Consider the following 25,391-nt stretch of genomic DNA (forward strand, 5'->3'; position numbering starts at 1 on the left):
CTCGCCCGGCCTGGCGTGCCCGGCTGGCGCCACGCTCGGTCGGGCAGCGGCTCTGGTTCAATCCCGGAATGGATCTCCGGCTGGGCGGGAAGAAGGCCATCGTCACCGGCGGCAGCCGGGGCATCGGGTTCGCGGTCGCGCAGGCGCTGACCGCCGAAGGCGCCGACGTGGCGATCGTCGCCCGCGACGCGCGGGCGCTCGCGGAAGCACGTGCCCGGATCGGCGGGAACACGCTTTCCGTCCCCGCGGACGTGACCGACGACGAGGCCGTGCGCGCCGCGGTCGCGCGCACCGTCGAGGAGTTCGGCGGGGTGGACATCCTGGTCAACTCCGCGGCACAACCGGCCGACCCCACGAAACCCACCGCGCTGGCCGCGCTCGAGGACGACGACCTGCGGACCGAGATCGAGACGAAGGTGCTCGGCTACCTGCGGTTCGCGCGCGCCGTCGCGCCGCACATGGCCGAGCGCGGCTGGGGACGGATCGTGAACGTCTCCGGCCTCAACGCGCGCCGCACCGGCAGCCCGTTCGGCTCGATCCGCAACGTGAGCGTGGCCGCCCTGACCAAGAACCTCGCCGACGAACTCGGCCCGCACGGGATCAACGTGACGGTCGTGCACCCCGGGCTGACCGTCACCGAACGCACCCCGGCGATGGTCGAGGGCGTCGCGCGCGCCCGGGGCGTCACCGTGGCGGAAGCGGAGGCGCTGCTCGGCCGCGGCAGCGCGATCGGCCGGATGGTCACCGCGGCCGAGGTCGCCGACGTCGTCACGTTTCTCGCCTCCCCGCGCAGCGCCGCGATCACCGGCGACCCGATCCCGGCCGGCGGCGGCACGCCGGGCCCGATCTTCTACTGAGACGCCCGGCCCAGCACCGCCCAGCCGTGCGGCGGCAGCGTGGGCAGCGGCGCCTTCCCGTCCGGTGACGACGAGTCGAGCACCCGCAGCCCGTCGATGTCCACCGGGAACCGGTACGCGTCGTCGCTGGTGTTCAGCAGCGTCAGGATCTCGTCGTCGCCGGAGCGGGAGCGGAACGCCATCGCCCGGTTCGTCAGGTGCTCGACCTCCGTCCGCGCCCGCACCAGCCACGCGTTCCGCCGCCGCAGGCCGATCAGCCGCTGGTGCAGGCGGTACACCGGCCAGCCGTAGGGCGCGAGCTGCCCCGCGTCGGCCGGGAACTCCGGGCGGATCTCGTCGTCGCCGCCCTCCCGTTCCTCCTTGACGCCGCGGAAGGCCTGCTCGTCGCCGTAGTAGACGCTGGGCACGCCGCCGACGGTGAACAGCACCGCCAGCGCGTGCGCCAGGTGCCGCTCGTCGGTCAGGCGGCTCGCCAGCCGCGTGACGTCGTGGTTGCCGACGAAGGTCTGCGGCACGAACGACCCCATCAGCTCGTCGTGCCGCTTCAGCGCCCAGGACAGCTCGAAGAAGTTCCCGTCGTGCAGCGAGCTCCAGATCGCCTTCCACAGCTCGTACTGCGTCACCGTGTCCAGCCCGCCGCGTGCCACGTAGGACGCGTAGTCGCCGTGCAGCACCTCGCCGGCGAACCACGCGTCCGGGTGCCGCCGCCGCACCCCGGGCAGCACCCGCGCCCAGAACTCCGGCCGCACCGCGTACGCCGCGTCCAGCCGCCACCCGGACACCCCGCGGCCGAGCCAGTGGTCCAGCACCCGGCCCACGTAGTCCGCGACCGCCGGCTGGGCGTGGTCCAGCGCCACCAGGTGCGCGTGCCCCTCGAACACCGCGTAGTCGGCGCCGTCGCGGCGGAACCACTCCGGATGCCCGAAGGCGCGCGAAACGTGGTTGAAAACACCGTCCAGCACGATCCGCAGCCCGCGGCTGTGGGCGGCCGCGACGAGGCGGTCGAAATCGGCGTCGTCGCCCAGCCGCGGGTCGATCCGGAAGTGGTCGACCGTGTCGTAGCCGTGGGTCTCGGACGCGAACACCGGGCCCAGCATCAGACCGGAACAGCCCAGTTCAACGGCGTAGTCGAGCCAGTTCTCCAGCCGCCGGAGCCGGTGCTGCGGCTCGCTGCCTGCCGGGAGCGCCCCGCCGGGCGCGCCGGTGAAGCCGAGCGGGTAGACGTGCCACCAGATCGCGTGATCGGCCCAGCGCCCCATGCGTTCTCCTCTTCTCGTCGTGTGGCGGCCCCCGGCCGGGACCTGGATCCTGAACGGGTGGAAGCCGACCTGACCGCCCTCGCGCACGCTTACGGAGTGGCCACCCGGTACGAGAACGCCGAACAACGCGAGGTCGAGGTCGAGCCGGACGTCGTCGTCGCCGTTCTCGCCCAGTTCGGGGTGGACGCCTCCGGGCCGGACGCGATCCGCCGCGAGCTGGCCGCGGTCCGCGAACGCCGGGCGGCCACGGTGCTGCCCCCGACGCTCGTGCTGCGAGAAGGTACCGAACACGACGCGGGCGGGCCCGCTGTCCTGCATTTGGAGGACGGCACCCGCCGGGAGATCGGCCGGATGCTTCCCGCCGATCTGCCGCTGGGCTGGCACCGCGTCGAGACCGCCGAGCAGGACGTGGTGCTCGCCGTCGTGCCGCACCGCCTGCCCGAGGTGCCCCCGGCCTGGGGCTGGATGTTGCAGCTCTACGCGCTGCGTTCGGAGCGGTCGTGGGGCGCCGGGGACTTCGGCGACCTCGCGGAGTTCGCGCGACGCTCGGCCGCCGAGCTGGACGCGGGCGTGCTGCTGGTCAACCCGGTGCAGGCGATCAGCCCGGTTCACCCGGTCGAACGCTCCCCCTACTCGCCGGCCAGCCGCCGCTACGCCAACCCGCTCTACCTCCGGATCACCGACACGCCCGAGTTCGCGCGCGCCGGCGAGGACCTGCGTGCCCGGGTGCTGGCCCTGCGGCCGGACAACGCGGACCTGATCGACTACGACGCGGTCTGGAGCGCCAAGCTGGCCGCGCTGGAACTGCTGTGGCCGCTGCACGAGCCCGCGCCGCTGGACGACGCCGTGCACGACTTCGCGACCTTCTGCGCGCTGGCCGAACGGCACGGCCCGGACTGGCGCGAGTGGCCGGTGCCGCTGCGCGACCCGCACGGCCCGGAGGTCGCCGCAGCCCGCGCCGAGCTGGCCGACCGGATCGCCTTCCACGGCTGGCTGCAGCAGCTGTGCGAGGACCAGCTCGGCCACGCCCGCGAGGCGGCCGCCGCGATGCCGGTGGGCATCGTGCACGACCTGCCGGTCGGCGTGCACCCGGGCGGCGCGGACACCTGGGCGCTGGGCGACGCGTTCGCCGCGCAGGTGACCGTTGGCGCGCCGCCGGACGCCTTCAGCCAGCAGGGCCAGGACTGGAACCTGCCGCCGTTCCGCCCGGACCGGCTCGCCGAACTCGGTTACGCGCCGTTCCGCGATGTCATCCGCGGCGTCCTGCGGCACGCCGACGGCATCCGGATCGACCACGTCGCCGGGTTGTGGCGGCTGTGGTGGATCCCGCCGGGCGAGCCGCCGTCGCGCGGCACCTACGTGCACTACGACGCCGAGGCGATGCTCGGCATCCTGGCGCTGGAGGCGCACCGCGCGGGCGCGGTCGTCGTGGGCGAGGACCTGGGCACGGTCGAGGCCGCGGTGACCAAGACCCTGCACGAGCGCGGGGTGCTCAGCTCCGCGGTGCTGTGGTTCCAGCGCGACTACGACTCGCCCGGCCACCCGTTCGTCCCGCCCGCGGAGTGGGACGCCGACGCGATGGCGAGCATCACCACGCACGACCTGCCGACCGTCGCCGGCTGGCTCGCCGGCGAGCACGTGCGCGTGCGGGCCGAACTGGGACTGCTCGACGGGCCGGCGGAGGAGGAACGGGCCGCCGCGGAGACCGAGCGCGCCGACCTGCTCGCGTTCGCGCGGGCGCAGGGCATCCCGGACGACGACCCGGTGGCTGCGCTGCACACCCTGCTCGCGTCCGCCGCGTCGCGGCTGCTGCTGACCGCGCCCGCCGACGTGGTCGGCGAGGTGCGGCAGCCCAACCTGCCCGGCACGACGGACGAGTACCCGAACTGGCGGATTCCCTTGCCCGTCACCGTGGAGGAGTTCTTCGCGGACGCACGACTGCGCCACTTCGTGAAGGAATTGCGCGCCGCGCGCCCGTTCACCGGGCGAAGTGCTTGAAGACCGCTAGATTGGGCACACGTCGGAACACGGCTCGCGAACGCAAAGAGGAGAACCTGTGCCGCCCTGGCCCGGATTGCCCTACCCGCTGGGTGCCACCTACGACGGTGTGGGCACCAACTTCGCCGTCTTCTCGGAGGTCGCGGATCACGTCGAGCTGTGCCTGGTCAACGAGGACGGCACCGAGGAGCGGCACCGCCTGACCGAGGTCGACGGGTTCGTCCACCACGGGTACCTGCTCGGCGTCGGCCCCGGCCAGCGCTACGGCTACCGCGTGCACGGCGCGTACGACCCGTCGCGCGGCCTGCGCTGCAACCCGAACAAGCTGCTGATCGACCCGTACGCCAAGGCGATCGCCGGTCACGTCGACTGGGACGAGGCGTTGTTCGCCTACCCGTTCGGCTCGCCCGACGAGCGCAACGACGCGGATTCGGCGGCGCACGTGCCGCACGCGGTGGTGGTCAACCCGTTCTTCGACTGGGGTGACGACCGGCCGCCGCGCACGCCCTACAACGAGACGGTGATCTACGAGGCGCACGTCCGCGGCCTCACGATGAACCACCCGGAGGTGCCCCCGCGGCTGCGCGGCACCTACGCCGGGCTCGCGCACCCGGCGGTGATCGACCACCTCACCAAGCTCGGCGTCACGGCGATCGAGCTGATGCCGGTGCACCAGTTCATCACCGACCACGGTCTGGCCGAGAAGGGCCTGCGCAACTACTGGGGCTACAACACGATCGGCTTCTTCGCCCCGCACGAGGGTTACGCGGCGCTGCCCGAGCAGGCCGGCCAGGTGCAGGAGTTCAAGGGCATGGTCAAGGCCCTGCACGAAGCAGGCATCGAGGTCATCCTCGACGTCGTCTACAACCACACCGCCGAGGGCAACCACCTCGGCCCCACCCTGTCCATGCGCGGCATCGACAACCAGGCCTACTACCGGCTGGTCGAGGACGAGCCGCAGTACTACATGGACTACACGGGCACCGGCAACTCGCTGAACGTGCGCAACCCGCACACGCTGCAGCTCATCATGGACTCGCTGCGGTACTGGGTCACCGAGATGCACGTCGACGGGTTCCGCTTCGACCTCGCCGCCACCCTGGCCCGAGAGTTCTACGACGTCGACCGGCTGTCCACGTTCTTCGACCTGGTGCAGCAGGACCCGACGGTGAGCCGGGTCAAGCTGATCGCCGAGCCCTGGGACGTCGGGCCGGGCGGGTACCAGGTCGGCAACTTTCCTCCACTGTGGACGGAGTGGAACGGTCAGTTCCGCGACACCGTGCGGGACTTCTGGCGCGGCGAGCCCGCGACGCTCGGCGAGTTCGCCTCCCGGCTCACCGGATCGTCCGACCTGTACCAGGACGACGGCCGCCGCCCGTACGCCTCGATCAACTTCGTCACCGCGCACGACGGCTTCACGCTGCAGGACCTGGTGTCCTACAACAACAAGCACAACGAGGCCAACGGCGAGGACGGGCGGGACGGCGCCGACGACAACCGCTCGTGGAACTGCGGTGTCGAGGGCGAGACGGACGACGAGGAGGTGCTGGCGCTGCGGGCCAAGCAGCGCCGCAACATGCTCGCCACCCTGCTGCTGTCGCAGGGGGTGCCGATGCTGCTGCACGGCGACGAGATGGGCCGCACCCAGCGGGGCAACAACAACGTCTACTGCCAGGACAACGAGATCTCCTGGATGGACTGGTCGCTCGCGAAGGCCAACGCCGACCAGGTCGAGTTCACCGCCGCGCTCGCCGCGTTCCGCAAGAAGCACCCGGTGTTCCGGCGCCGCCGCTTCTTCGCGGGCAAACCGATCGGCAAGGGCGAGGAGCTGCGCGACATCGCCTGGTTCACCCCCTCCGGCGAGGAGATGAAGGAGCAGAACTGGGACGACGGCTTCGGCAAGGCCATCGTCGCGTTCCTCAACGGCGAGGGCATCAACGACCTCGACCCGCGCGGCATGAAGGTCACCGACGACTCGTTCCTGCTGGCGTTCAACGCGCACTACGAGGACATCGAGCTGACCCTGCCGAACGCCGACTACGGCGCGGGCTGGGCGGTGGTGGTCGACACCGAGGCCGGGACCGTCGCGGAGGAGCCGGGTGAGCCGGTGGCGGCGGGCGGCACGATGAACCTGCCTGCCCGTTCGCTCGTGGTGCTGCAGCGGGTGGACGCATGAGACCGTCCGCCACCTACCGGGTGCAGCTGCGCCCGGAGTTCACCTTCGCCGACGCCGCCGACCGCATTCCGTACCTGCGCAGGCTCGGCGTCGGCGCCCTGTACGCCTCGCCGGTGCTGCACGCGACGCCCGGGTCCACCCACGGCTACGACGTGGTCGACCCGACGCGGGCGCGGCCGGAGCTGGGCGGCGAGGACGCGCGGCGGGATCTGGCGAAGCGGCTGCGGGACGCGGGGCTCGGGTTCGTCGTGGACATCGTGCCCAACCACATGGCGGTCGAGGTCGCGAAGGCGAACCCGTGGTGGTGGGACGTGCTGCGGCACGGCCCCGGCTCGGCACACGCCGACTACTTCGACGTCGACTGGCGGCGCGGCAGGGTGCTGCTGCCCGTCCTCGGTGACGACGCCGACGTGGCGGAGCTGCGGGTCGACGGCGACGAGCTGGTCTACTACGAGCACCGGTTCCCGATCGCGCCGGGCACCGGCGAGGGCAGCCCGCAGGAGGTGCACGCGCGGCAGCACTACGAGCTGGTGGGCTGGCGCCGGGGCAACGCGGAGCTGAACTACCGCCGCTTCTTCGACATCACCACGCTCGCCGCGGTGCGGGTCGAGCTGCCGGACGTCTTCCACGCCACCCACGGCGAGGTGCTGCGCTGGGTCGCCGAGGGCGAGGTCACGGGCCTGCGCGTGGACCACCCGGACGGCCTGGCCGACCCCGGCGGCTACATGCGGATGCTGCGTGCGGGCGCGCCGGAGGCGTGGCTGGTGGTGGAGAAGATCCTGCACCCGGGCGAGGACCTGCCGCAGAGCTGGCCGGTCGACGGCACCACCGGCTACGACGCGCTGCGCGAGATCACCGGGCTGTTCGTCGACCCGGACGGCGAGGCGCCGCTGACCGAGCTGGCGCGGTCGCTGGGCCAGCCGGTGGACTACCACGAGGTCGAGGACAGGGCCCGGCGGCTGGTGACCGACCGGATCCTGGTGGCCGAGGTGCGCCGGATCGCCGCGCTGGTGCGCGGCGTCGAGCCGGAGGCGGCGCAGGGGGCGGTGGCCGAGACGATGGTCGCGTTCCCGGTGTACCGGTCCTACCTGCCCGAGGGCGAGGCGCACTGGGCGGCCGCGATCGCCGCCGCCCGCGCCGCGCGCCCCGACCTGGCCGAGGCGATCGACGCGCTGGACTTCCAGGTGCGCGAGGACCCGCACGGCGAGCTGGCCACCCGCATCCAGCAGACCTCCGGCATGGTGGTCGCCAAGGGCACCGAGGACACCACCTTCTACCGCTACACGCGCTTCGCCGCGCTCAACGAGGTCGGCGGCTCCCCCAACGACTTCGGCGCCTCCGTGGACGCCTTCCACGCGATGGCCGCCGCTCGTGAGGCAGGCTGGCCCGGCGCGATGACGACGCTGACCACGCACGACACGAAGCGGTCCGAGGACGTGCGGGCGCGGCTGGCGGTGCTGTCGGAGGTGCCCGGCGAGTTCGCCGCCGCGGTCCGGCGGTGGACCGCCCGGCACGGCATCGACGAGCCGTCGCTGAACCTGCTGGCCTGGCAGACGCTGGTGGGCGCCTGGCCGATCACCCCGGAGCGGCTGCGGGACTACCTGGACAAGGCGGCCAAGGAAAGCAAGCTCCGCACCACCTGGACCGACCACGACGAGGAGTTCGAGCGGGCGGTCGCGGCGTGGCCGGACGAGGTCCTCGGCGACGCGAACCTGGCGGCCGAGGTCGAGGCGTTCGTGGCGCGGGTGCGCGAACCGGGATGGTCGAACTCCGTGGCGCAGAAGCTGATCCAGCTCACCGCGCCCGGCGTGCCGGACGTCTACCAGGGCACCGAGCTGTGGGACTTCTCGCTGGTCGACCCGGACAACCGGCGGCCGGTCGACTACGCGCTGCGCGCCGCGCTGCTGGAGGAGATCGAGGGCGGGTGGCTGCCGCCGGTCGACTCCTCCGGCGCGGCGAAGCTGCTCGTCGTGCACCGGGCGCTGACCCTGCGCCGCGACTCCCCGGAGCTGTTCACCGGCTACCGCCGCCTGCACGCCGAGGGCCCGGCCGCCGCGCACGTGGTGGCCTTCGAGCGCACCGGGCTGATCACGGTGGCCACCCGGCTGCCGGTGGGGCTGGCCGAGGGCGGCGGCTGGCGCGGCACGGTGCTGCCGCTGCCCGCGGGTGAGTGGACGGACGCGATCACCGGCGCGGCGGTCACCGGTGAGCTGTCGGAGATGCTGGCGCGTTATCCGGTCGCGCTGCTGGTGCGGGGAGAGTCATGACCTTCCGGGTGTGGGCGCCCGCCGTCTCGCGGGTGCGCGTGCGCACCGGCGGCGCCGACCACGAGATGACGGCCGGTGGCGGCGGCTGGTGGTTCTCCGACGTGCCGGCGCCGCCGGGCGCCGACTACGCGTTCGTGCTCGACGACGACGAGAAGGCGCTTCCCGATCCGCGGTCGTCGTGGCAGCCGCACGGCGTGCACGGGCCGTCGCGGATCTACGACCACTCCGCGTTCGACTGGACCGACGGGTCGTGGACAGGGCGGGCGCTTCCCGGCGGGGTGATCTACGAGCTGCACATCGGCACGTTCACCCCGGAGGGCACGTTCGACGCGGCGATCGGCCGGCTGGACCATCTCGTCGACCTGGGCGTCACGTTCGTCGAGGTGCTGCCGGTCAACTCGTTCGACGGCACCGACGGCTGGGGCTACGACGGGGTGCTGTGGGGCGCGGCGCACGAGCCCTACGGCGGGCCGGACGGGTTCAAGCGGTTCGTCGACGCCTGCCACGCACGCGGCCTGGCCGTGGTGCTCGACGTCGTCTACAACCACCTCGGGCCGTCGGGGGCGTACCTGGACCGGTTCGGCCCCTACTTCGCGGGCAGCAACGACTGGGGCCCCGGCCTGAACCTGGACGGCGAGGGGTCCGACGAGGTCCGCCGGTACGTGCTGGACAACGCGCTCGGCTGGCTGCGGGACTTCCACGTCGACGCGCTGCGGCTGGACGCGGTGCACGCGCTGAGCGACCGGCGGGCCACGCACCTGCTGGAGGAGCTGGCGGTGGAGGTGGAGGCGCTGTCGGCGGCGGTGCGGCGGCCGCTGACATTGATCGCCGAGTCGGACCTCAACGACCCGCGGCTGGTCACCGCCCGCGAGGGCGGCGGGTACGGGCTGCACGCCCAGTGGTGCGACGACCTGCACCACGCGCTGCACGTGACGCTGTCCGGGGAGACCAGCGGGTACTACGCCGACTTCGGCGCGCCCGGGGCGCTGGAGAAGACGCTGCGGCAGGCGTTCTTCCACGCCGGCACGTGGTCGTCGTTCCGGGAGCGGACGCACGGGCGGCCGGTCGACACGCGGACGCTGCCCGGGCACCGGTTCCTGATCTACCTGCAGAACCACGACCAGATCGGCAACCGGGCCACCGGCGACCGGTTGTCCGCTTCGGTGTCGCCGGGACGCCTGGCCTGCGGCGCGGCGATCGTGTTCTGCTCGCCGTACACGCCGATGGTGTTCATGGGCGAGGAGTGGGCGGCGCGCACGCCGTGGCAGTTCTTCGCGTCGTTCCCGGACCCGGAGCTGGCCGAGGCCGTGCGGACGGGCCGCCGCCGCGAGTTCGCCCGCCACGGCTGGGGTGAGGCCGAGGTGCCGGACCCGATGGACCCGGCGACCGTGGAGCGCTCGCGGCTGGACTGGTCCGAGCCGGCCAAGGAGGGGCACCGCGAGATGCTCGACCTGTACCGGTCGCTGATCGCGCTGCGCCGGTCCCGGCCGGAGCTGGCGGACCCGTGGCTGGACCGGTTCGAGGTGCGCGCGGACGGCCCGCTGCTGGTCCTCGACCGCGGCGCCCTGCGGCTGGTGTGCAACTTCGGTCCCGAGGCCGCCGACCTGGGCGACCCGGCGGGCAAGGTGCTGCTCTCCTGGGGCGACGCCACGGCCGCCCAGCTGCCCCCGGACACGTTCGTCCTGATCGACACCCTCAGCTGATCACGCCAGGTCACCGGACGTCCGCGGACTTGGTCGCCATCGCCCCCGTGCGGCGGTGACCAAACCCTCACCACCCCCGCGACCGGCCCCATCCACCCCCACCCGTCCCTCCGCGCAGAAGGCACCGACCAGCGCGAACGACCCCGCACACCGCCGCCGCGGCCACCCGCCGTCACCACCCGCCCGGCACCCCGGCCTGATCGACACCGTTCGGCGGTGACCAAACTGTCGGGGGGTGCTGGGAGAATCGGAGCATGGCCACCCGACCTGCCACCGACAACCTCGTCCTCGCCGGGCGCCCCTTCCCCCTGGGCGCGCACCCGGAGGGCGGGGGCGTCCGGTTCGCCATCACCTCGACCGTCGCCGACGCCGTCGAGGTGTGCCTGATCAGCGAGGACGGCTCCGAACGCCGCGTGGAGCTCACCGAGCGCACCTTCGGCGTGTGGCACGGCCTGGTGCCGGGTGTGACGTCGGGCCAGAAGTACGGCTACCGGGTGCACGGCCCGTACGACCCGTCGCGCGGCCTGCGCTGCAACCCGGACAAGATCCTCGTCGACCCGTACGCCACGCGCATCACCGGCGCCCTCACCGACCTTTCCGCCGCGCTCGGCCACGCGGGCGATCCGATGCACCACCGCCGCTCCAAGGTCGACTCGCTGGGCAGCGTGCCGCTGTCGGTGGTCACCTCGCACGGCGGCCCGGACACCGGCGCCAAGCCCGAGGTGCCGTTCGAGGAGTCCGTCATCTACGAGATGCACGTGAAGGGCTTCACGCAGCGGAACCCGGAGATCCCGGCGAACCTGCGCGGCACCTACCTGGGCCTGGCCCACCCGGCGGCGATCGAGCACCTGGTGCGGCTCGGGGTGACCGCGGTGGAGCTGCTGCCGGTGCACTGGTTCACCGAGGAGCCCTACCTGGTGCGCACCGGACGGAAGAACTACTGGGGGTACTCGCCGCTGGGCTACTTCGCGCCGCACGCCGGGTACGCGAGCGAGCCGGGGCGTGAGGTCGCCGAGTTCCGCACCATGGTCGCCGCCCTGCACGCGGCCAACATCGAGGTCATCCTCGACGTGGTCTTCAACCACACCTGCGAGGGCGGCCTGGACGGGCCCACCCTGTCGTTCCGCGGCCTGGACGCCCCGGCCTACTACCTGCACGCCGGCCGCGGCAACGTCATCGACCTGACCGGCTGCGGCAACACCCTGGAGCCGCGCTCGCCGACGGTGATCCGCCTGGTCACCGACTCGCTGCGGTACTGGGCGACCGAGATGGGTGTCGACGGGTTCCGGTTCGACCTGGCCAGCACGCTCGGCAGGCCAGGCGGCGGCGCGTTCGACCGGGACTCGGCGCTGCTCACCGCGATCACCACCGATCCGGTGCTGTCCGGGTGCAAACTGATCGCCGAGCCGTGGGACGTGACCGGGCACGGCTATCGCGTCGGCGACTTCGGGGCGCAGTGGGCGGAGTGGAACGGCCGCTACCGCGACACGGTGCGTGACTTCTGGCGCGGCGCGGTGGGGGTGGACGACCTGGCGTTCCGGCTGTCCGGTTCGTCGGACCTGTACGACCACAACCTGCGCCGCCCGTGGCAGTCGGTCAACTTCATCACCGCGCACGACGGCTTCACGTTGCGGGATCTGGTGTCCTACAACGAAAAGCACAACGAGGCCAACGGCGAGGACAACCGCGACGGCACGAACGACAACCGCTCCTGGAACCACGGCGCGGAGGGCGAGACCGACGATCCGGAGATCCGGGAGCTGCGGGCCAGGCAGGCGCGGAACCTGCTCGCGACGCTGCTGTTGTCGACGGGCACCCCGATGCTCGTCGCGGGTGACGAGCTGTGGCGCACCCAGGGCGGCAACAACAACGCGTACTGCCTGGACGACGAGACGTCGTGGCTGGACTGGTCCGGCGACCCGGACGCGACCGCGATGCTGGCCTTCACGCGCCGGCTGGTGCACCTGCGGGCCGCGAGCCCGGCCCTGAGGCAGCCGGAGTTCTTCGAAGGCCGCACGACGCCCACCGGGCGCCCCGACCTGATCTGGTTCCGCCCCGACGGCGAGGAGATGACGGAGGAGGACTGGTTCGACGGCGGCCGCCGCACGCTGATGATGTGGATCGACGGGTCGAACAGCCAGTCCCGCACCCGGGAGGGCGAACTGATCGCCGACCACTCGTGGCTGCTGATCCTGCACTCCGGGGACGAGCCGGTGAAGGTCACCCTGCCCGGCCCGGAGTTCGGCGAAACCCTGAAGCCGACCCTGGACACCACGACGCCGGACGGCAGCCCCGCCAACCCGGGCGCCCTCACGCCCGGCAGCAGGCTGACCCTGCCCGCGAGGGCGCTGCTGCTGCTCCGCGCCCCACGGGACATCACGCCCAGGTAGAGCACCCACGGCGGCGGGGCCCCGCCGCGCACAGCGCAACCCCGCCCACGCAGCGACGCCGCGCGCAGCACAACCACCCCCGCCCAGCGACGCGCCTGGCGACAACCAGCGCGGTGCCCGCGCAGCGACACCCGCGCAGCACAACCACGCCCGCCCAGCGGCGCGCCCGGCGACAACCAGCGCGGTGCCCGCGCAGCGAAGCCCGCGCAGCATAACCACGCCCGCCCAGCGGCGCGCCCGGCGACAACCAGCGCGGTGCCCGCACAGCGGCGGTGGCGTGCTTCGCCCGGCAACAACCGGCGCGGTGCCCGCACAGCGACGCCCGCGCAGCACAACCACGCCCGCCCAGCGGCGCGCCCGGCAGCAACCGGCGCGGTGCCCCAGAAGAGGGAGCGCACCACGCACCCACAGCGGGCTTCCGCAGCGGAAGGAACCCCGCCGGGCAACGCGCACGGCGGCAACGACGCCGTGCCCGTGGGAGCACACCCAGCCGGCGGCAACAGCGCGGTGGCAAGCGCGCGGCGCTCGCGAAGCAGGAGCACGTCCGCACAACGGCAGAGCGCTTCCCTAGCGGAAGCACCCCGCCTGGCAACGCGAGCACGCCCGCACCAATGGCGCGCTTCCCAGCCGGAGCCGCCCGCCCGGCGACAACGGCGCGGCGCCCGCGATGCAGGACCAGGCCCGCGCAACGGTGGAGCGCTTCCGCAGCAGAAGCACCCCGCCCAGCAACGCGAGCTCGCCCGCGCAACGGTGGCACGCTTCCCAGCCGGAGCACGCCCGGCCGGCAACGCCCGGTGGCAGCTGCCGCCGCGCCCGCGAAGCGGGACCGAGCGCCCACGCCGGCGACGCGCGCGGCGGCGGCCGGCGCGGCAGACGCCGGCCGCCGCGCTCCCGCTTCGCGCGCGCGGCATGGCACTGCACTGCACTCGCTGTGAAGAGGTGGGCGCGGGCACAGGCCGCAGCGAGAACCCCGTTCCCCGGAGCAGCGCCGGCCCCAGTGAATACCTTCCACCCAGCGCAACACGGGGCCCAGCGACCACCTTCCACCCGAAGCAGCACGGGCCCCGCCGACCACCTTCCAGCCAGAGCGGAGCGTGACCACCACCGGCACCACCACCTGCCCCCGGCAGCCACCACCCACCACCATCCGAACCCCTCCCCCGCCCAACGATCATCGCCCGAACCCCGCCACTTCCCCCGCAACCAAACCGGCGCCCCCAGGGTTACCGGCGGGTACGACGGGGCATCCCGATCCCAGACACGGCAAGCCCTTCCGAGCTGACGCCCGTTGGTGTTACCCGACTTGCCTGAACGCCGTTGAGGGGTCGAAAGTGCGCGGTGGAAGGCGCCGAAGCGAACCACGCCGTGACGCGTGGGTTACCAGTCGATGACCACACTGGACACACGTGGCCCGCCGACGGAGAGTGACACCCGAGGCGGTAGTTTGCGCACGTTCGCAGCTGGGTACCTCCTTCCGAAGACCTGTACGTCCCCACCGGGCCGTCGGGTGGGGCTGCATATTCGACAACAACGGTGAGAGGGGCGCTGCCGATGACCGGCCGGCTCGGCATCGACGACGTGACCCCAGCGGTCAGCTGTGGCCACTACCCGGCGAAAGCGGTGGTGGGGGAACACGTTCCGATCTCGGCGACGGTCTGGCGGGAGGGTCACGACGCGGTCGCCGCCACGGTGTCCTGGCGCGGCCCGCACGACCGGATCTCCCGCCGCACCCGGATGGTCGAGCAGGGCACTGGTCTGGACCGCTTCGGCGCGGTCATCGTCCCGGACGCCGAGGGCCTGTGGACCTTCCGCGTCGACGCGTGGAGCGACCCCTGGTCCACCTGGAAGCACGCCGTCAAGGTCAAGGTGGCCGCCGGGCAGGACGCCACCGAACTGGCCAACGACCTGGAGACCGGCGCCCGCCTGCTGGACCGCGTCTCGCGCCGCCCGGACCGCCGCCGCGAGCGCGCCCTGCTCGCCAGCGCCGCGCACGCCCTGCGCGACACCGACCGCTACCTCGCCGAGCGCGTCGGCCCCGCGCTGTCCGTCGACGTGGACCGGATCATGCACGAGTACCCGGTGCGCGAGCTGGTCACCAAGGGCAAGCCGATGCGCATCTGGGTCGACCGGGAGCGCGCCGCGTTCGGGTCCTGGTACGAGTTCTTCCCCCGCTCCACCGGCGGCTGGGACGAGCAAGGCCGCCCCGTGCACGGCACCTTCCAGACCGCGGCCAAGGCACTGGACCGCATCGCGCGCATGGGTTTCGACGTCGTCTACCTGCCGCCGATCCACCCCATCGGCCGCGTGAACCGCAAGGGGCGCAACAACACCCTCACCCCGGACGAGACCGACGTCGGCTCGCCGTGGGCCATCGGCTCGGACGAAGGCGGCCACGACGCGGTCCACCCGCAGCTGGGCACCATCGACGACTTCGACGACTTCGTCGCCCGCGCCACCGAGCTGGGCCTGGAGGTCGCCCTCGACCTGGCGCTGCAGGCCGCCCCGGACCACCCGTGGGTGCTGAAGAACCCGGAGTTCTTCACCACGCGCCCGGACGGCAGCATCGCCTACGCCGAGAACCCGCCGAAGAAGTACCAGGACATCTACCCGATCAACTTCGACAACGACCCGGAGGGCATCTACGCCGAGGTGCTGCGGGTCGTGCTGCACTGGGTTTCGCACGGGGTCCGCATCTTCCGCGTCGACAACCCGCACACCAAGCCGCCGGACTTCTGGGCCTGGCTGATCAAGACCGTGAAGGACGCGCACCCGGACGTGCTGTTCCTGTCCGAGGCCTTCACGCGCCCGGCCCGCCTGTGGGGCCTGGCCAAGCTCGGCTTCACCCAGTCCTACACCTACTTCACCTGGCGCACGACGAAGGAGGAGCTGATCGAGTTCGGCGTCGACCTGGTCGAGCACTGGGACGTCGGCAGGCCGAACCTGTTCGTCAACACGCCGGACATCCTGCACGAGTCGCTGCAGAAGGGCGGCCCGGCCATGTTCGCGCTGCGCGCCGCGCTCGCCGCGACGCTGTCGCCGACGTGGGGCGTCTACTCCGGTTACGAGCTGTACGAGCACGAGCCGGTGCGCGAGGGCAGCGAGGAGTATCTCCACTCGGAGAAGTACGAACTGCGCCCGCGGGACTTCGACCAGGCGCTGGCGGAGGGCCGCTCACTCGAGCCGTGGCTGACGAAGCTCAACGCGGTGCGCCGCGCCCACCCCGCGCTGCAGCAGATGCGCACGCTGCGGTTCCACCACGTGGACAACCCGGCGCTGCTGGCGTATTCCAAGCAGGATCCGGCGACGGGCGACACCGTCGTCGTGGTGGTGACCCTGGATCCGCACCAGGCTCAGGAGGGGACCCTCTGGCTCGACCTGGCCGCGCTCGGCTTCGACTGGCACGAGCGGCTGATCGCGCACGACGAGGTCACCGGCGAGACCTGGGACTGGGGCCAGGCGAACTACGTGCGGCTCGAACCCTGGCGTTCGGTCGCGCACGTCGTCGGCGTACAGCGCCGCCTGGCCGGCCGCGACTGAGGCCGGCCCCGACACAACACAGTTTTCCACGGAGAACCCCGCGCACCGACCGGCGCCGGGGTAGTCGAACGCACCCGGATGAGGTGGGGAGAGGTGGAGTTCATGGACGAAGACGCCCGGCCCGACGCGGCGCTCGGTCTGGAGGGCATCCCGCACACCGGTGAGGCGATGACCCCCGACGGGATGCTCGTCGAGCCGCAGGCCGACGACTTCAAGTCCGCGAAACAGGCGCCGGACAACCCGCAGTGGTACAAGGGCGCGGTCTTCTACGAGGTGCTGGTGCGCGCCTTCGCCGACTCCAACGGCGACGGCACCGGCGACCTGCGCGGGCTCGCGAACCGGCTGGACTACATCGAGTGGCTCGGCGTCGACTGCCTCTGGCTGCCGCCCTTCTACGCCTCGCCGCTGCGCGACGGCGGCTACGACATCAGCGACTTCCGCGCGGTGCTGCCGGAGTTCGGCACGGTCGAGGACTTCGTCTACCTCCTCGACGAGGCCCACAAGCGCGGCATTCGCGTGATCACCGACCTCGTCCTCAACCACACCTCGGACGTGCACCCGTGGTTCCAGCAGTCGCGGTCCGACCCCGACGGGCCCTACGGCGACTACTACGTCTGGAGCGACGACGACTCGCGCTACGCCGACGCGCGCATCATCTTCGTGGACACCGAAACGTCGAACTGGACGTACGACCCGGTGCGCGGCCAGTTCTACTGGCACCGCTTCTTCTCCCACCAGCCCGACCTCAACTACGAGAACCCGGACGTGCAGGAGGCCATGCTCGACGTCCTGCGGTTCTGGCTGGATCTGGGCATCGACGGCTTCCGCCTGGACGCGGTCCCCTACCTGTTCGAACAGGAGGGCACCAACTGCGAGAACCTGCCGCGCACGCACGAGTTCCTCAAGCGCTGCCGCAAGGTCGTCGACGACGAGTACCCGGGCCGGGTACTGCTGGCCGAGGCCAACCAGTGGCCCTCCGACGTGGTCGAGTACTTCGGCGACCCGGCCACCGGCGGCGACGAGTGCCACATGGCGTTCCACTTCCCGCTGATGCCGCGCATCTTCATGGCCGTGCGCCGCGAGTCCCGCTTCCCGATCTCGGAGATCCTGGCGCAGACGCCGAAGATCCCGGACGGCGCGCAGTGGGGCATCTTCCTGCGCAACCACGACGAGCTGACGCTGGAGATGGTCAGCGACGAAGAGCGCGACTACATGTACGCGGAGTACGCCAAGGACCCGCGGATGAAGGCGAACATCGGCATCCGCCGCCGACTCGCGCCGCTGCTGGAGAACGACCGCAACCAGCTCGAGTTGTTCACGGCTTTGCTGCTTTCGCTGCCCGGGTCACCCGTTCTGTACTACGGTGACGAGATCGGAATGGGCGACAACATCTGGCTGGGTGACCGCGACGCGGTGCGCACACCCATGCAGTGGACGCCCGATCGCAACGCCGGTTTCTCGGGTTGCGACCCGGGCCGGATCTACCTGCCGGTGATCATGGACCCGGTCTACGGGTACCAGGCGATCAACGTCGAGGCCCAGCGGGACAGCGCGTCGTCGCTGCTCAACTGGACGCGGCGGATGATCGAGGTCCGCAAGCAGCACCACGCGTTCGCCGAAGGCGACTTCGTCGAGCTCGGCGGGTCCAACCCGAGCGTGCTGGCCTACAAGCGGACCTGGATCCGGCCGGACGGGCGGCTCGACATCGTCCTGTGTGTGAACAATCTGTCGCGATTCCCGCAACCGGTCGAGCTGGACCTGTCGGAGCATCACGGTTACACGCCCCTGGAGCTCACCGGCGGTGTTCAATTCCCCGACATCGGGGAACTGCCTTATCTGCTGACGTTGCCTGGGCACGGCTTCTACTGGTTCCAGCTGCTGGACGCGGACGCGAAGGCGAGGCGAGGTGAGTGACTTGACCGATCCCCGTGAGCTGGTCGGCGCGCTGGTGACCGAACTGCCGGAGTGGCTGCCCACGCAGCGGTGGTTCGCCGGGAAGGACCGCCCGATCACCGCGGTGCGCCCGCTGAGCACGACGGTCCTGATGGCCGGCGACCCGCTCCTGCTCCACCTCGTGGTCGAGGTGGAGCAGGACGACCGGCGCGAGCCGTACCAGCTCCTCATCGGGAGCCAGGCCCACCTGCCGGAGTACCTCGGGTCGAGCTGGATCGGCACCGAGAAGGGCCTGCCCTGCTACGAGGCCACCGGCGACGCCGACCTGACGAGCAAGCTGCTCGACCTGATCGCCGGGGACGCGCGGATCGGCTCGCTGCGGTTCGCGCGCGAACCGGGCGCCGAGCTGCGTGGCGGGCTGCGGGCCCGGCCGGTGGGCGCGGAGCAGAGCAACACCTCGCTGGTGTTCGGTCACCACTACATCCTCAAGCTGTTCCGCAAGCTCACCCCGGGCGAGAACCCGGACCTGCGCCTGCACCGGGCGCTGCACGACGTGGGCAGCAAGCACATCGCCGACCTGCTCGGCTCGATCACCGGCGAACTCGACGGGGAGCCGGTCACGATCGGGATGCTGCAGAAGTTCGTGTCCGACGCGGTGGACGGCTGGGCCATGGCCACCACCAGCGTCCGCGACCTCATGGCCGATCCCGAGCTGCCCCCCGACGAGGTGGGCGGCGATTTCGCCGGGGAGGCGCAGCGGCTCGGCCAGGCTGTCGCCTCCGTGCACAGCGACCTGCGGCGGGCCCTCGGCGACGAGATCGCCGACGAGGGCGAGTTCGACCGCACGGTCAAGGCGATGCGGGACCGGCTGGACACCGTGAGCCGCGCGGTGCCGCAACTGGCCGAGCACGCCCCGGCGCTGCGCGCCGCCTTCGAGAAGCTGCGGGAGGCGCACGGACCAGTGTCCATGCAGTACATCCACGGTGACCTGCACCTGGGACAGGTGCTGCGTTGCGTCACCGGGTGGCTGTTGATCGACTTCGAGGGCGAGCCTGCCGCGCCGGCGGCCGAACGGGTGGCGCTGCGCTCGCCGCTGCGGGATGTCGCCGGGATGCTGCGCTCGTTCGACTACGCGGCGCACCAGATGCTGATCGGCCACGACGAGGACGATCCGCGGCTCACCGAGCGGGCGCTGGAGTGGGCGCGGCGCAACCGGTCGGCCTTCTGCGACGGCTACGCCAAGGCGGCGCCGGAAACAGTGGGCGACCCGCGGGCGCACGGCGACCTGCTGCGCGCGTTCGAGCTCGACAAGGCCGTCTACGAGGTGGCCTACGAACACGCCAACCGGCCGGAATGGCTGACCGTACCGCTGGCATCCATCGCACGGATCACCGCAGGAGGCGAACAACCGTGAACGCGGTCCCAGCCGAACTGCCCGAGGCGGCCCCGCCGCCCGGCGACATCGACCGGCTGCTGGCCGGCTCGCACCACGACCCGCACTCGGTCCTCGGTGTGCACACCGTGGGCGACGCGGTGGTGGTGCGGGCGCTGCGGCCCGGTGCGCGCCGGGTGAGCGTGGTCGCCGCCGACCACAAGTTCGACCTGGAACGGGTCGTGGACGGCCTGTTCGCCGGAACGGTGCCCGAGCACCCCGGCGACTACCGGCTGGAGGTCGACTACGACGGGCAGGTGTGCACGCTCGACGACCCGTACCGGTGGCTGCCCACGGTGGGCGAGCTGGACCAGCACCTGATCGGCGAGGGCAGGCACGAGCGGCTGTGGGACGTGCTGGGCGCGCACCCGCGGTCCTACGAGACGCCGAGCGGGGTCGTCACCGGCACGTCGTTCGCGGTGTGGGCGCCGACCGCGCGGGGGGTGCGGGTGATCGGCGACTTCAACGGGTGGGACGGCCGGTCGCACCCGATGCGCTCGCTCGGCTCGTCCGGGGTGTGGGAGGTGTTCATCCCGGGCGTGGAGATCGGGACGCACTACAAGTTCCGCGTCCTCGGCGCCGACGGGCAGTGGCACGAGAAGGCCGACCCGATGGCGTTCGCGACGGAGAAGCCGCCCGCGACCGCGTCGGTGGTCACCGCGTCGGCCTACGAGTGGTCCGACGAGGAGTGGCTGGCCAAGCGCAACGCCACGAACTGGGCCAACGCGCCGATGAGCGTCTACGAGGTGCACCTCGGTTCGTGGCGGCCCGGGCTGGGCTACCGCGAGCTGGCCGAGGAGCTGGCCGACTACGTGCAGGACATGGGTTTCACGCACGTCGAACTGCTGCCGATCGCCGAGCACCCGTTCGGCGGGTCGTGGGGCTACCAGGTCACCTCCTACTACGCGCCGACCGCGCGGTTCGGCCACCCGGACGACTTCCGGTACTTCGTGGACCGGCTGCACCAGCGCGGCATCGGCGTGATCGTGGACTGGGTGCCCGCTCACTTCCCCAAGGACAACTGGGCGTTGGCGCGCTTCGACGGCACCCCGCTGTACGAGCACGCCGACCCGCGCCGCGGCGAGCAGCTGGACTGGGGCACGTACGTGTTCGACTTCGGCCGCAACGAGGTGCGCAACTTCCTGGTCGCGAACGCGCTGTTCTGGCTGGAGGAGTACCACCTGGACGGTCTGCGGGTGGACGCGGTGGCCTCGATGCTGTACCTGGACTACTCGCGGCCGGAGGGCCAGTGGGTGCCCAACCAGTACGGCGGGCGGGAGAACCTGGATGCGGTGCGGTTCCTGCAGGAGCTGAACGCGACCGTCTACAAGCGACACCCGGGCGTGGTGATGATCGCCGAGGAGTCGACGGCGTGGCCGGGTGTGACGCGGCCGACGCACCTGGGCGGGCTCGGGTTCGGGTTCAAGTGGAACATGGGCTGGATGCACGACACGCTGCACTACCTGGCGCACGATCCGGTGCACCGGTCCTACCACCACAACGAGATGACGTTCTCGCTGGTGTACGCGTGGAGCGAGAACTTCGTGCTGCCGCTGTCGCACGACGAGGTCGTGCACGGCAAGGGCTCGCTGTGGGGCCGCATGCCCGGCGATGACTGGAACAAGGCCGCCGGGGTCCGGTCGCTGCTGGCGTTCATGTGGGCGCACCCCGGCAAGCAGCTGCTGTTCATGGGCGGCGAGTTCGGCCAGGAGCAGGAGTGGTCGGAGGAGCGGTCGCTGGACTGGCACCTGCTGGAACAGCCGCTGCACGGCGGGATCCAGAAGCTGATGCGGGACCTGAACTCCACGTACACGTCGTCGCCGGCGTTGTTCAGCGCGGACACCACGCCGGAGGGCTTCGCCTGGATCGACGCGAACGACTCGGGCGGCAACGTGCTGAGCTTCCTGCGCATCGGCGAGGACGGCTCGCGGCTGGCGTGCGTGGCGAACTTCGCCGGGATGCCGCACCACGACTACCGGGTCGGGTTGCCCGCCGCGGGCCGGTGGCGCGAGGTCGTGAACACCGACGCGGAGATCTACGGCGGCTCCGGGGTGGGCAACTACGGGGCGGTCGAGGCCGAGCTGGAGCCGTGGCACGGCCAGCCGGCGTCGGCGGTGCTGCAACTGCCGCCGTCCGGGGTGCTCTGGCTCGCTCCGGAGGAGTGACCGTCGACCACCAGCACTAATGGCACGGGGTGCCACTCCGGCGGGAGTGGCACCCCGTGCCGTTTCACCGTGCCGTTTCAGTCGGCGGAGCGCAGCGCCTGGCTGATCTGCCGGACCACTTCGGACAGCGGGGCGGAGGTCCTGAGCACGGCGACCACCGACTCGTCGTCGCGGTCCGCGCGGGGGGCGGCGGTGTCGGCGAAGGCGTCGATCACCAGCGCGAACGCCTCCTTCGCGTGCGCGTGGGCGTCCTCGGCGCCGCCGCTGCGCAGCCAGCGGCGCAGGACGTGGTTGTGGGCCGCCGCGACCGCCGCCGCGGCGACCGAGCCACGCAGGTCCCACAGCGGGTCGCCGGCCGCCTGGAACCGCGCACGCAGGAAGGTCGCGAGCACGCGCTGGTAGCGGTCGACGCTCGCGACCTCCTTGTCCCGCAACGAAGGCACGGTGCGGGTGAGGGCGAAGCGCTTGACCGAGACGTCCGGGTCGGCGAGGTAGGAGTCGAGCACCAGGCCGACGCCGGCGCACGCCACCTCGAGGGGGTTCTGCCGCTCGTCCGCGGTGGCGAAGAGCTGCTCGATGCGGCCGAGGACCTCCTCGTGGTTCGGGAAGATCGCGTCTTCCTTCGACCGGAAGTACCGGAAGAAGGTGCGCCGGCCGACACCGGCGGCCGACGCGATCTCGTCGACCGTGGTGGCGTCGTACCCCTGCTCGGAGAACTTCTCGATCGCCGCCACGGTGAGGGCGTGCCGCAGCCGCCTGCGCCCCGCGGTGGTCCTGCCCACCCGCGGTCGCGGCGCGGACCGGGACTCGTCGGACATGAGGACGAAACTAACAGGCCGGGCTTGCTAAGGGCACGCAGTGCCATTAGCATCACAGTCATCCACCGCCGATCCGGGCACTGCCGCTTTGGTGCCCCGCCTCACCGGGAAGGGGGCTCGTCATGAGCGTCGATCACGACCTGGGCACCAAGCGTCCGACCAGCACGCCCGTGGACTACCGCCGCACGTTCGGCTGGCCGGTCCACTGGCAGAACGGCACCCTCAACTTCGTGATCGGGGCGGGCATCGGCGCGGTCGCCGTGCCGCGGGCGCGCGCCGAGCAGGTGCTGGAGAACCTGGCGCGCCAGGGCTGCCGCGGGCCCGCGCTGAGCGTGCCCACCAAGCACGGTTCGGTGGTCATCTTCCTGGTCGAGGCAGACATCCTGGGCAGCGACGCCGAGTTCCTCCCCCGCGACGTGCGGGTGCTGACGGCGGGCACGTCGATCCCGATGCCGGGCACCCACGGCCCCGCCGACCTCGCGCGGTGGATCGTGCCGCCCGACCCGCAGCAGCGCTGGCTGCCGAGCCTGACGGCGGTGCTGGCCGCCATCCGCTCGGCCGGCCGCTACCGCTGAGGTTCGTAGGCGCCTTCCGGCCGCGGCGGGCTGTCCCCACTCGGCGAGGGGTGAGCGCTTTCCCGGGGCGGAGGCAGCACCGCCGCGCCGCATGGCGCTGGTGGCCACCGGCTCAATGGGCGCTACCGCTGACGCCCATAAGCGCTTACCGGGCCGCGGCGGGCTGTTCCCACTCGGCGAGGGGTGAGCGCTTTCCCGGTGCGGCGCCGGGCGGCACTGTCGGCTCCGAGGGCGGCCGGTCTGGCTTGAACGGTGTCCGTGCAGGCCGTTCGCGACGGCAGTACTGGAGTACATCCGCGCGGCGCGGCGCTGTCGGCACTCAGCCGGGCTGCCGTCCACTCAGGGCGGCACCGTATTGGTCGTTATACGCCCGAGGGCAGCGGCCGGGCCGTCCCCCTCGCCCGGGAGTCAGCGGATCCGCATGCGCGCCACGTGGTCGTCCCGCAGAAGGAACTCGAACGTGCCGGGTCCGTTGAAGCCGTTGCCGCTCACCTGGAGCGTCACTGTCGTCGTGTCGCCGGTCGTCCGGGCGTCCCGCACCTCGAAGTGCGCCTGCACGCCGATGTTCTCGCGGTCGTTCCAGCCCGCGATCTCCGCGCGGCCGGTGAAGGTGCGGCCCCAGTCGTCGACCTGGCCGTCCTCGGTGAAGGCGTCCAGGAACGCTTCGCTGTCACCACGGTTGGTCGCGTCGAACACCTGCTGGACGGCGGGCGGCAGCTCGGTCATCACGCCAGCTTAGACACCGGGCGGCAGCCTCAGCTGCAGCGACGCGAACAGCCGCTCCAACGGGTCCGCCAAGTCGATCCCGGCGACCTCCGCCGCCCGGCGGACGCGGTAGCGCACCGTGTTCGGGTGCACGTTCAGTGCGCGCGCCGCGGAACGGACGTCGCCCAGGGTGTCCAGGTACGCCAGCAGCGAGGACGCCAGGTCCGGGTGCTCCGCGCGCAACGCCGTCAGCCGCGGGTCACGCAGGCGCGGCTGCTCGGCCAGCATCGCGAGCGTCTCGCTGACCAGGACCTGCGACCGGACGTCCGCCAGCGTCGCCACCTCCAGGTCCAGTCCGCGCGCCATCGCGTCCAGCACCCGGTCCGCCTCCTGCCGCGACACCCCCACGTCCGCCACCGCCACCACCCGGCCGACCGCCGCCCGCACCGGGATCTCCGCCGACGCCACCATTTCCCGCGTCAGGTCCAGCAGCGACACCCCCGCGGGCAGGTCGGGCAGGAACGCGTACGTCCGGTCGCCGAGCTGGGTCACCATCGCGCTGCGCCGGTACGCCGCGGCGTGCACCGAGATCACCGCCGCCAGCGCGGACCGCCGCAGCTCCAGCTCCGACCGGTCCACCGGCTCGGCCTCCCGCGGCGCGAAGGCGACCACGGCGGCCGGCTTCGCCGGGTCGGCCCCGATCTGCCGGGCCACCGACACCGGGTCGCTGCGCCCGTCGAGCATCCCGGCCAGCAGGTTCTCCCGGAACCGTGTGCCCGCCGCGCTGCGCCGCCGGACCAGGTGCAGCGCGGCCACCCGAGCCGCGCCGATCAGGGCCTGCTCCGCCCTGGCGGCCAGCGGCGCCGCTCCCTCCTGCACCCAGATCGACCCGAGCGGCCGCCCGCCCGCGTGCACCCCGATCGCCAGCCGCGTTCGGATGCCCAGATCCGGCCGCTCCTCGATGCGCACGACCTCCTCCGTCGCCCGCAACCGCTGGTAGACGCCCCACTCGTGCAGCATCTTCAGGTACGGCGCGGGCCCCTGCCTGCCCAGGATCGACAGCCGCCGCAGCTCGTCCACCTCGTCGTCGGACCGCGAGTACGCCAGCACCCGGCTCGCGGTGTCCTCGATGCTGACGATCCCGCCTGTCAGTGCCGCGATCGTCTGGGCCAGCGAGAACAGGTCGCCGAGCGTCTCCCCCGCGTCCTCGTCCGCCGCGCCGCGGGCGGCCTCCAGCACCCCGCGCACCAGCGTCGCGAGCTGCTCCCACCGCACGTCGGCCGCGACCGCCAGCAACGCGACCCCGGCGTCGGTCGCCGCGGACCGCAGCAGCGGCAACGCCGACTCGGACTCCACCTTGACCGCCACCGCAGCCGCGCCCCGGCGCCCGGCCGCGCGGATCAACGGCACCGCCGCCCGCCCGCGCGCCCCGATCACCAGCGCCAGGTCGCCGCGCCGCAGCTCCGGGTCGTCGTCGGGTTCCAGCACCACGACGTCGCCGACCTCGCCGTCCAGGCCGTCCGGCGCGACCTCCACCTCGACGAGCGGATCGCCGAGCGCGATCAGGACCTGCCGCAGTTGTGCCACCGGACAAACAGTAGTCGCGAAACTGGCCG

General features: G+C 72.2%; 15 protein-coding genes. 11 read left to right on the forward strand and 4 right to left on the reverse strand.

The window, feature by feature from the left end:
* Positions 1-68: 68 nt before the first annotated feature.
* The gene (locus AMYTH_RS0112325; protein WP_027930581.1) at positions 69-857 is read left to right on the forward strand and encodes an SDR family NAD(P)-dependent oxidoreductase; all 789 of its coding nucleotides are present in this window, start codon (positions 69-71) and stop codon (positions 855-857) included.
* On the opposite strand, the gene AMYTH_RS0112330 is transcribed toward AMYTH_RS0112325, so the two are convergent.
* Positions 851-2,116 (reverse strand): alpha-amylase family protein, encoded by a 1,266-nt coding sequence (locus tag AMYTH_RS0112330; RefSeq protein ID WP_027930582.1) that lies wholly within the window; start codon positions 2,114-2,116, stop codon positions 851-853. The genes AMYTH_RS0112325 and AMYTH_RS0112330 overlap by 7 nt on opposite strands.
* Before the next feature lie 57 nt (positions 2,117-2,173).
* Between AMYTH_RS0112330 and malQ the strand changes: the two genes are divergently transcribed.
* From malQ to glgB, 9 genes are all read left to right on the forward strand, one after another.
* Positions 2,174-4,114 carry a 4-alpha-glucanotransferase gene (malQ, locus tag AMYTH_RS0112335; protein WP_027930583.1) on the forward strand — a complete coding sequence of 647 codons (1,941 nt, stop codon included), beginning with the start codon at positions 2,174-2,176 and terminating at the stop codon, positions 4,112-4,114.
* 58 nt (positions 4,115-4,172) lie between these two features.
* Positions 4,173-6,290, forward strand: a complete 2,118-nt coding sequence (glgX, locus tag AMYTH_RS0112340; RefSeq protein ID WP_027930584.1) for a glycogen debranching protein GlgX — start codon at positions 4,173-4,175, stop codon at positions 6,288-6,290.
* Positions 6,287-8,557 carry a malto-oligosyltrehalose synthase gene (gene treY, locus AMYTH_RS0112345; protein WP_027930585.1) on the forward strand — a complete coding sequence of 757 codons (2,271 nt, stop codon included), beginning with the start codon at positions 6,287-6,289 and terminating at the stop codon, positions 8,555-8,557. The genes glgX (AMYTH_RS0112340) and treY overlap by 4 nt, the downstream gene beginning before the upstream one ends.
* Positions 8,554-10,260, forward strand: coding sequence for a malto-oligosyltrehalose trehalohydrolase (treZ, locus tag AMYTH_RS0112350; RefSeq protein WP_027930586.1), 1,707 nt, complete (start codon positions 8,554-8,556; stop codon positions 10,258-10,260). Before treY ends, treZ begins: the two co-directional genes overlap by 4 nt.
* A 254-nt stretch (positions 10,261-10,514) precedes the next feature.
* Positions 10,515-12,650 (forward strand): glycogen debranching protein GlgX, encoded by a 2,136-nt coding sequence (gene glgX, locus AMYTH_RS0112355; RefSeq protein WP_027930587.1) that lies wholly within the window; start codon positions 10,515-10,517, stop codon positions 12,648-12,650.
* A gap of 1,551 nt (positions 12,651-14,201) precedes the next feature.
* Positions 14,202-16,187: a maltotransferase domain-containing protein gene (locus tag AMYTH_RS0112360; RefSeq protein ID WP_027930588.1), complete on the forward strand. Its 1,986-nt coding sequence runs from the start codon at positions 14,202-14,204 to the stop codon at positions 16,185-16,187.
* A 102-nt stretch (positions 16,188-16,289) separates the two neighbouring features.
* Positions 16,290-18,101, forward strand: a complete 1,812-nt coding sequence (gene treS / locus AMYTH_RS0112365; protein WP_027930589.1) for a maltose alpha-D-glucosyltransferase — start codon at positions 16,290-16,292, stop codon at positions 18,099-18,101.
* A gap of 1 nt (position 18,102) precedes the next feature.
* Positions 18,103-19,494, forward strand: coding sequence for a maltokinase N-terminal cap-like domain-containing protein (locus AMYTH_RS0112370; RefSeq protein ID WP_027930590.1), 1,392 nt, complete (start codon positions 18,103-18,105; stop codon positions 19,492-19,494).
* Entirely contained in the window at positions 19,491-21,677 is a 2,187-nt protein-coding gene (gene glgB, locus AMYTH_RS0112375; protein WP_027930591.1) for a 1,4-alpha-glucan branching protein GlgB, read from the forward strand. Before AMYTH_RS0112370 ends, glgB begins: the two co-directional genes overlap by 4 nt.
* Positions 21,678-21,754: 77 nt before the next feature.
* Here glgB and AMYTH_RS0112380 read toward each other — a convergent pair whose 3' ends face one another.
* Entirely contained in the window at positions 21,755-22,495 is a 741-nt protein-coding gene (locus AMYTH_RS0112380; RefSeq protein ID WP_027930592.1) for a TetR family transcriptional regulator, read from the reverse strand.
* A 122-nt stretch (positions 22,496-22,617) separates the two neighbouring features.
* On the opposite strand from AMYTH_RS0112380, the gene AMYTH_RS0112385 reads away from it, so the two are divergent.
* Positions 22,618-23,070, forward strand: coding sequence for a hypothetical protein (locus AMYTH_RS0112385; protein WP_027930593.1), 453 nt, complete (start codon positions 22,618-22,620; stop codon positions 23,068-23,070).
* Between the two features lie 408 nt (positions 23,071-23,478).
* Here AMYTH_RS0112385 and AMYTH_RS0112390 read toward each other — a convergent pair whose 3' ends face one another.
* Positions 23,479-23,796: a nuclear transport factor 2 family protein gene (locus AMYTH_RS0112390; RefSeq protein WP_027930594.1), complete on the reverse strand. Its 318-nt coding sequence runs from the start codon at positions 23,794-23,796 to the stop codon at positions 23,479-23,481.
* A gap of 9 nt (positions 23,797-23,805) precedes the next feature.
* A complete protein-coding gene (locus AMYTH_RS0112395; protein ID WP_027930595.1) occupies positions 23,806-25,362 on the reverse strand; it encodes a PucR family transcriptional regulator in 1,557 nt (518 codons plus the stop codon).
* Positions 25,363-25,391: the final 29 nt, after the last annotated feature.

Source organism: Amycolatopsis thermoflava N1165 (genome assembly GCF_000473265.1).
GTDB lineage: Bacteria > Actinomycetota > Actinomycetes > Mycobacteriales > Pseudonocardiaceae > Amycolatopsis_E > Amycolatopsis_E thermoflava.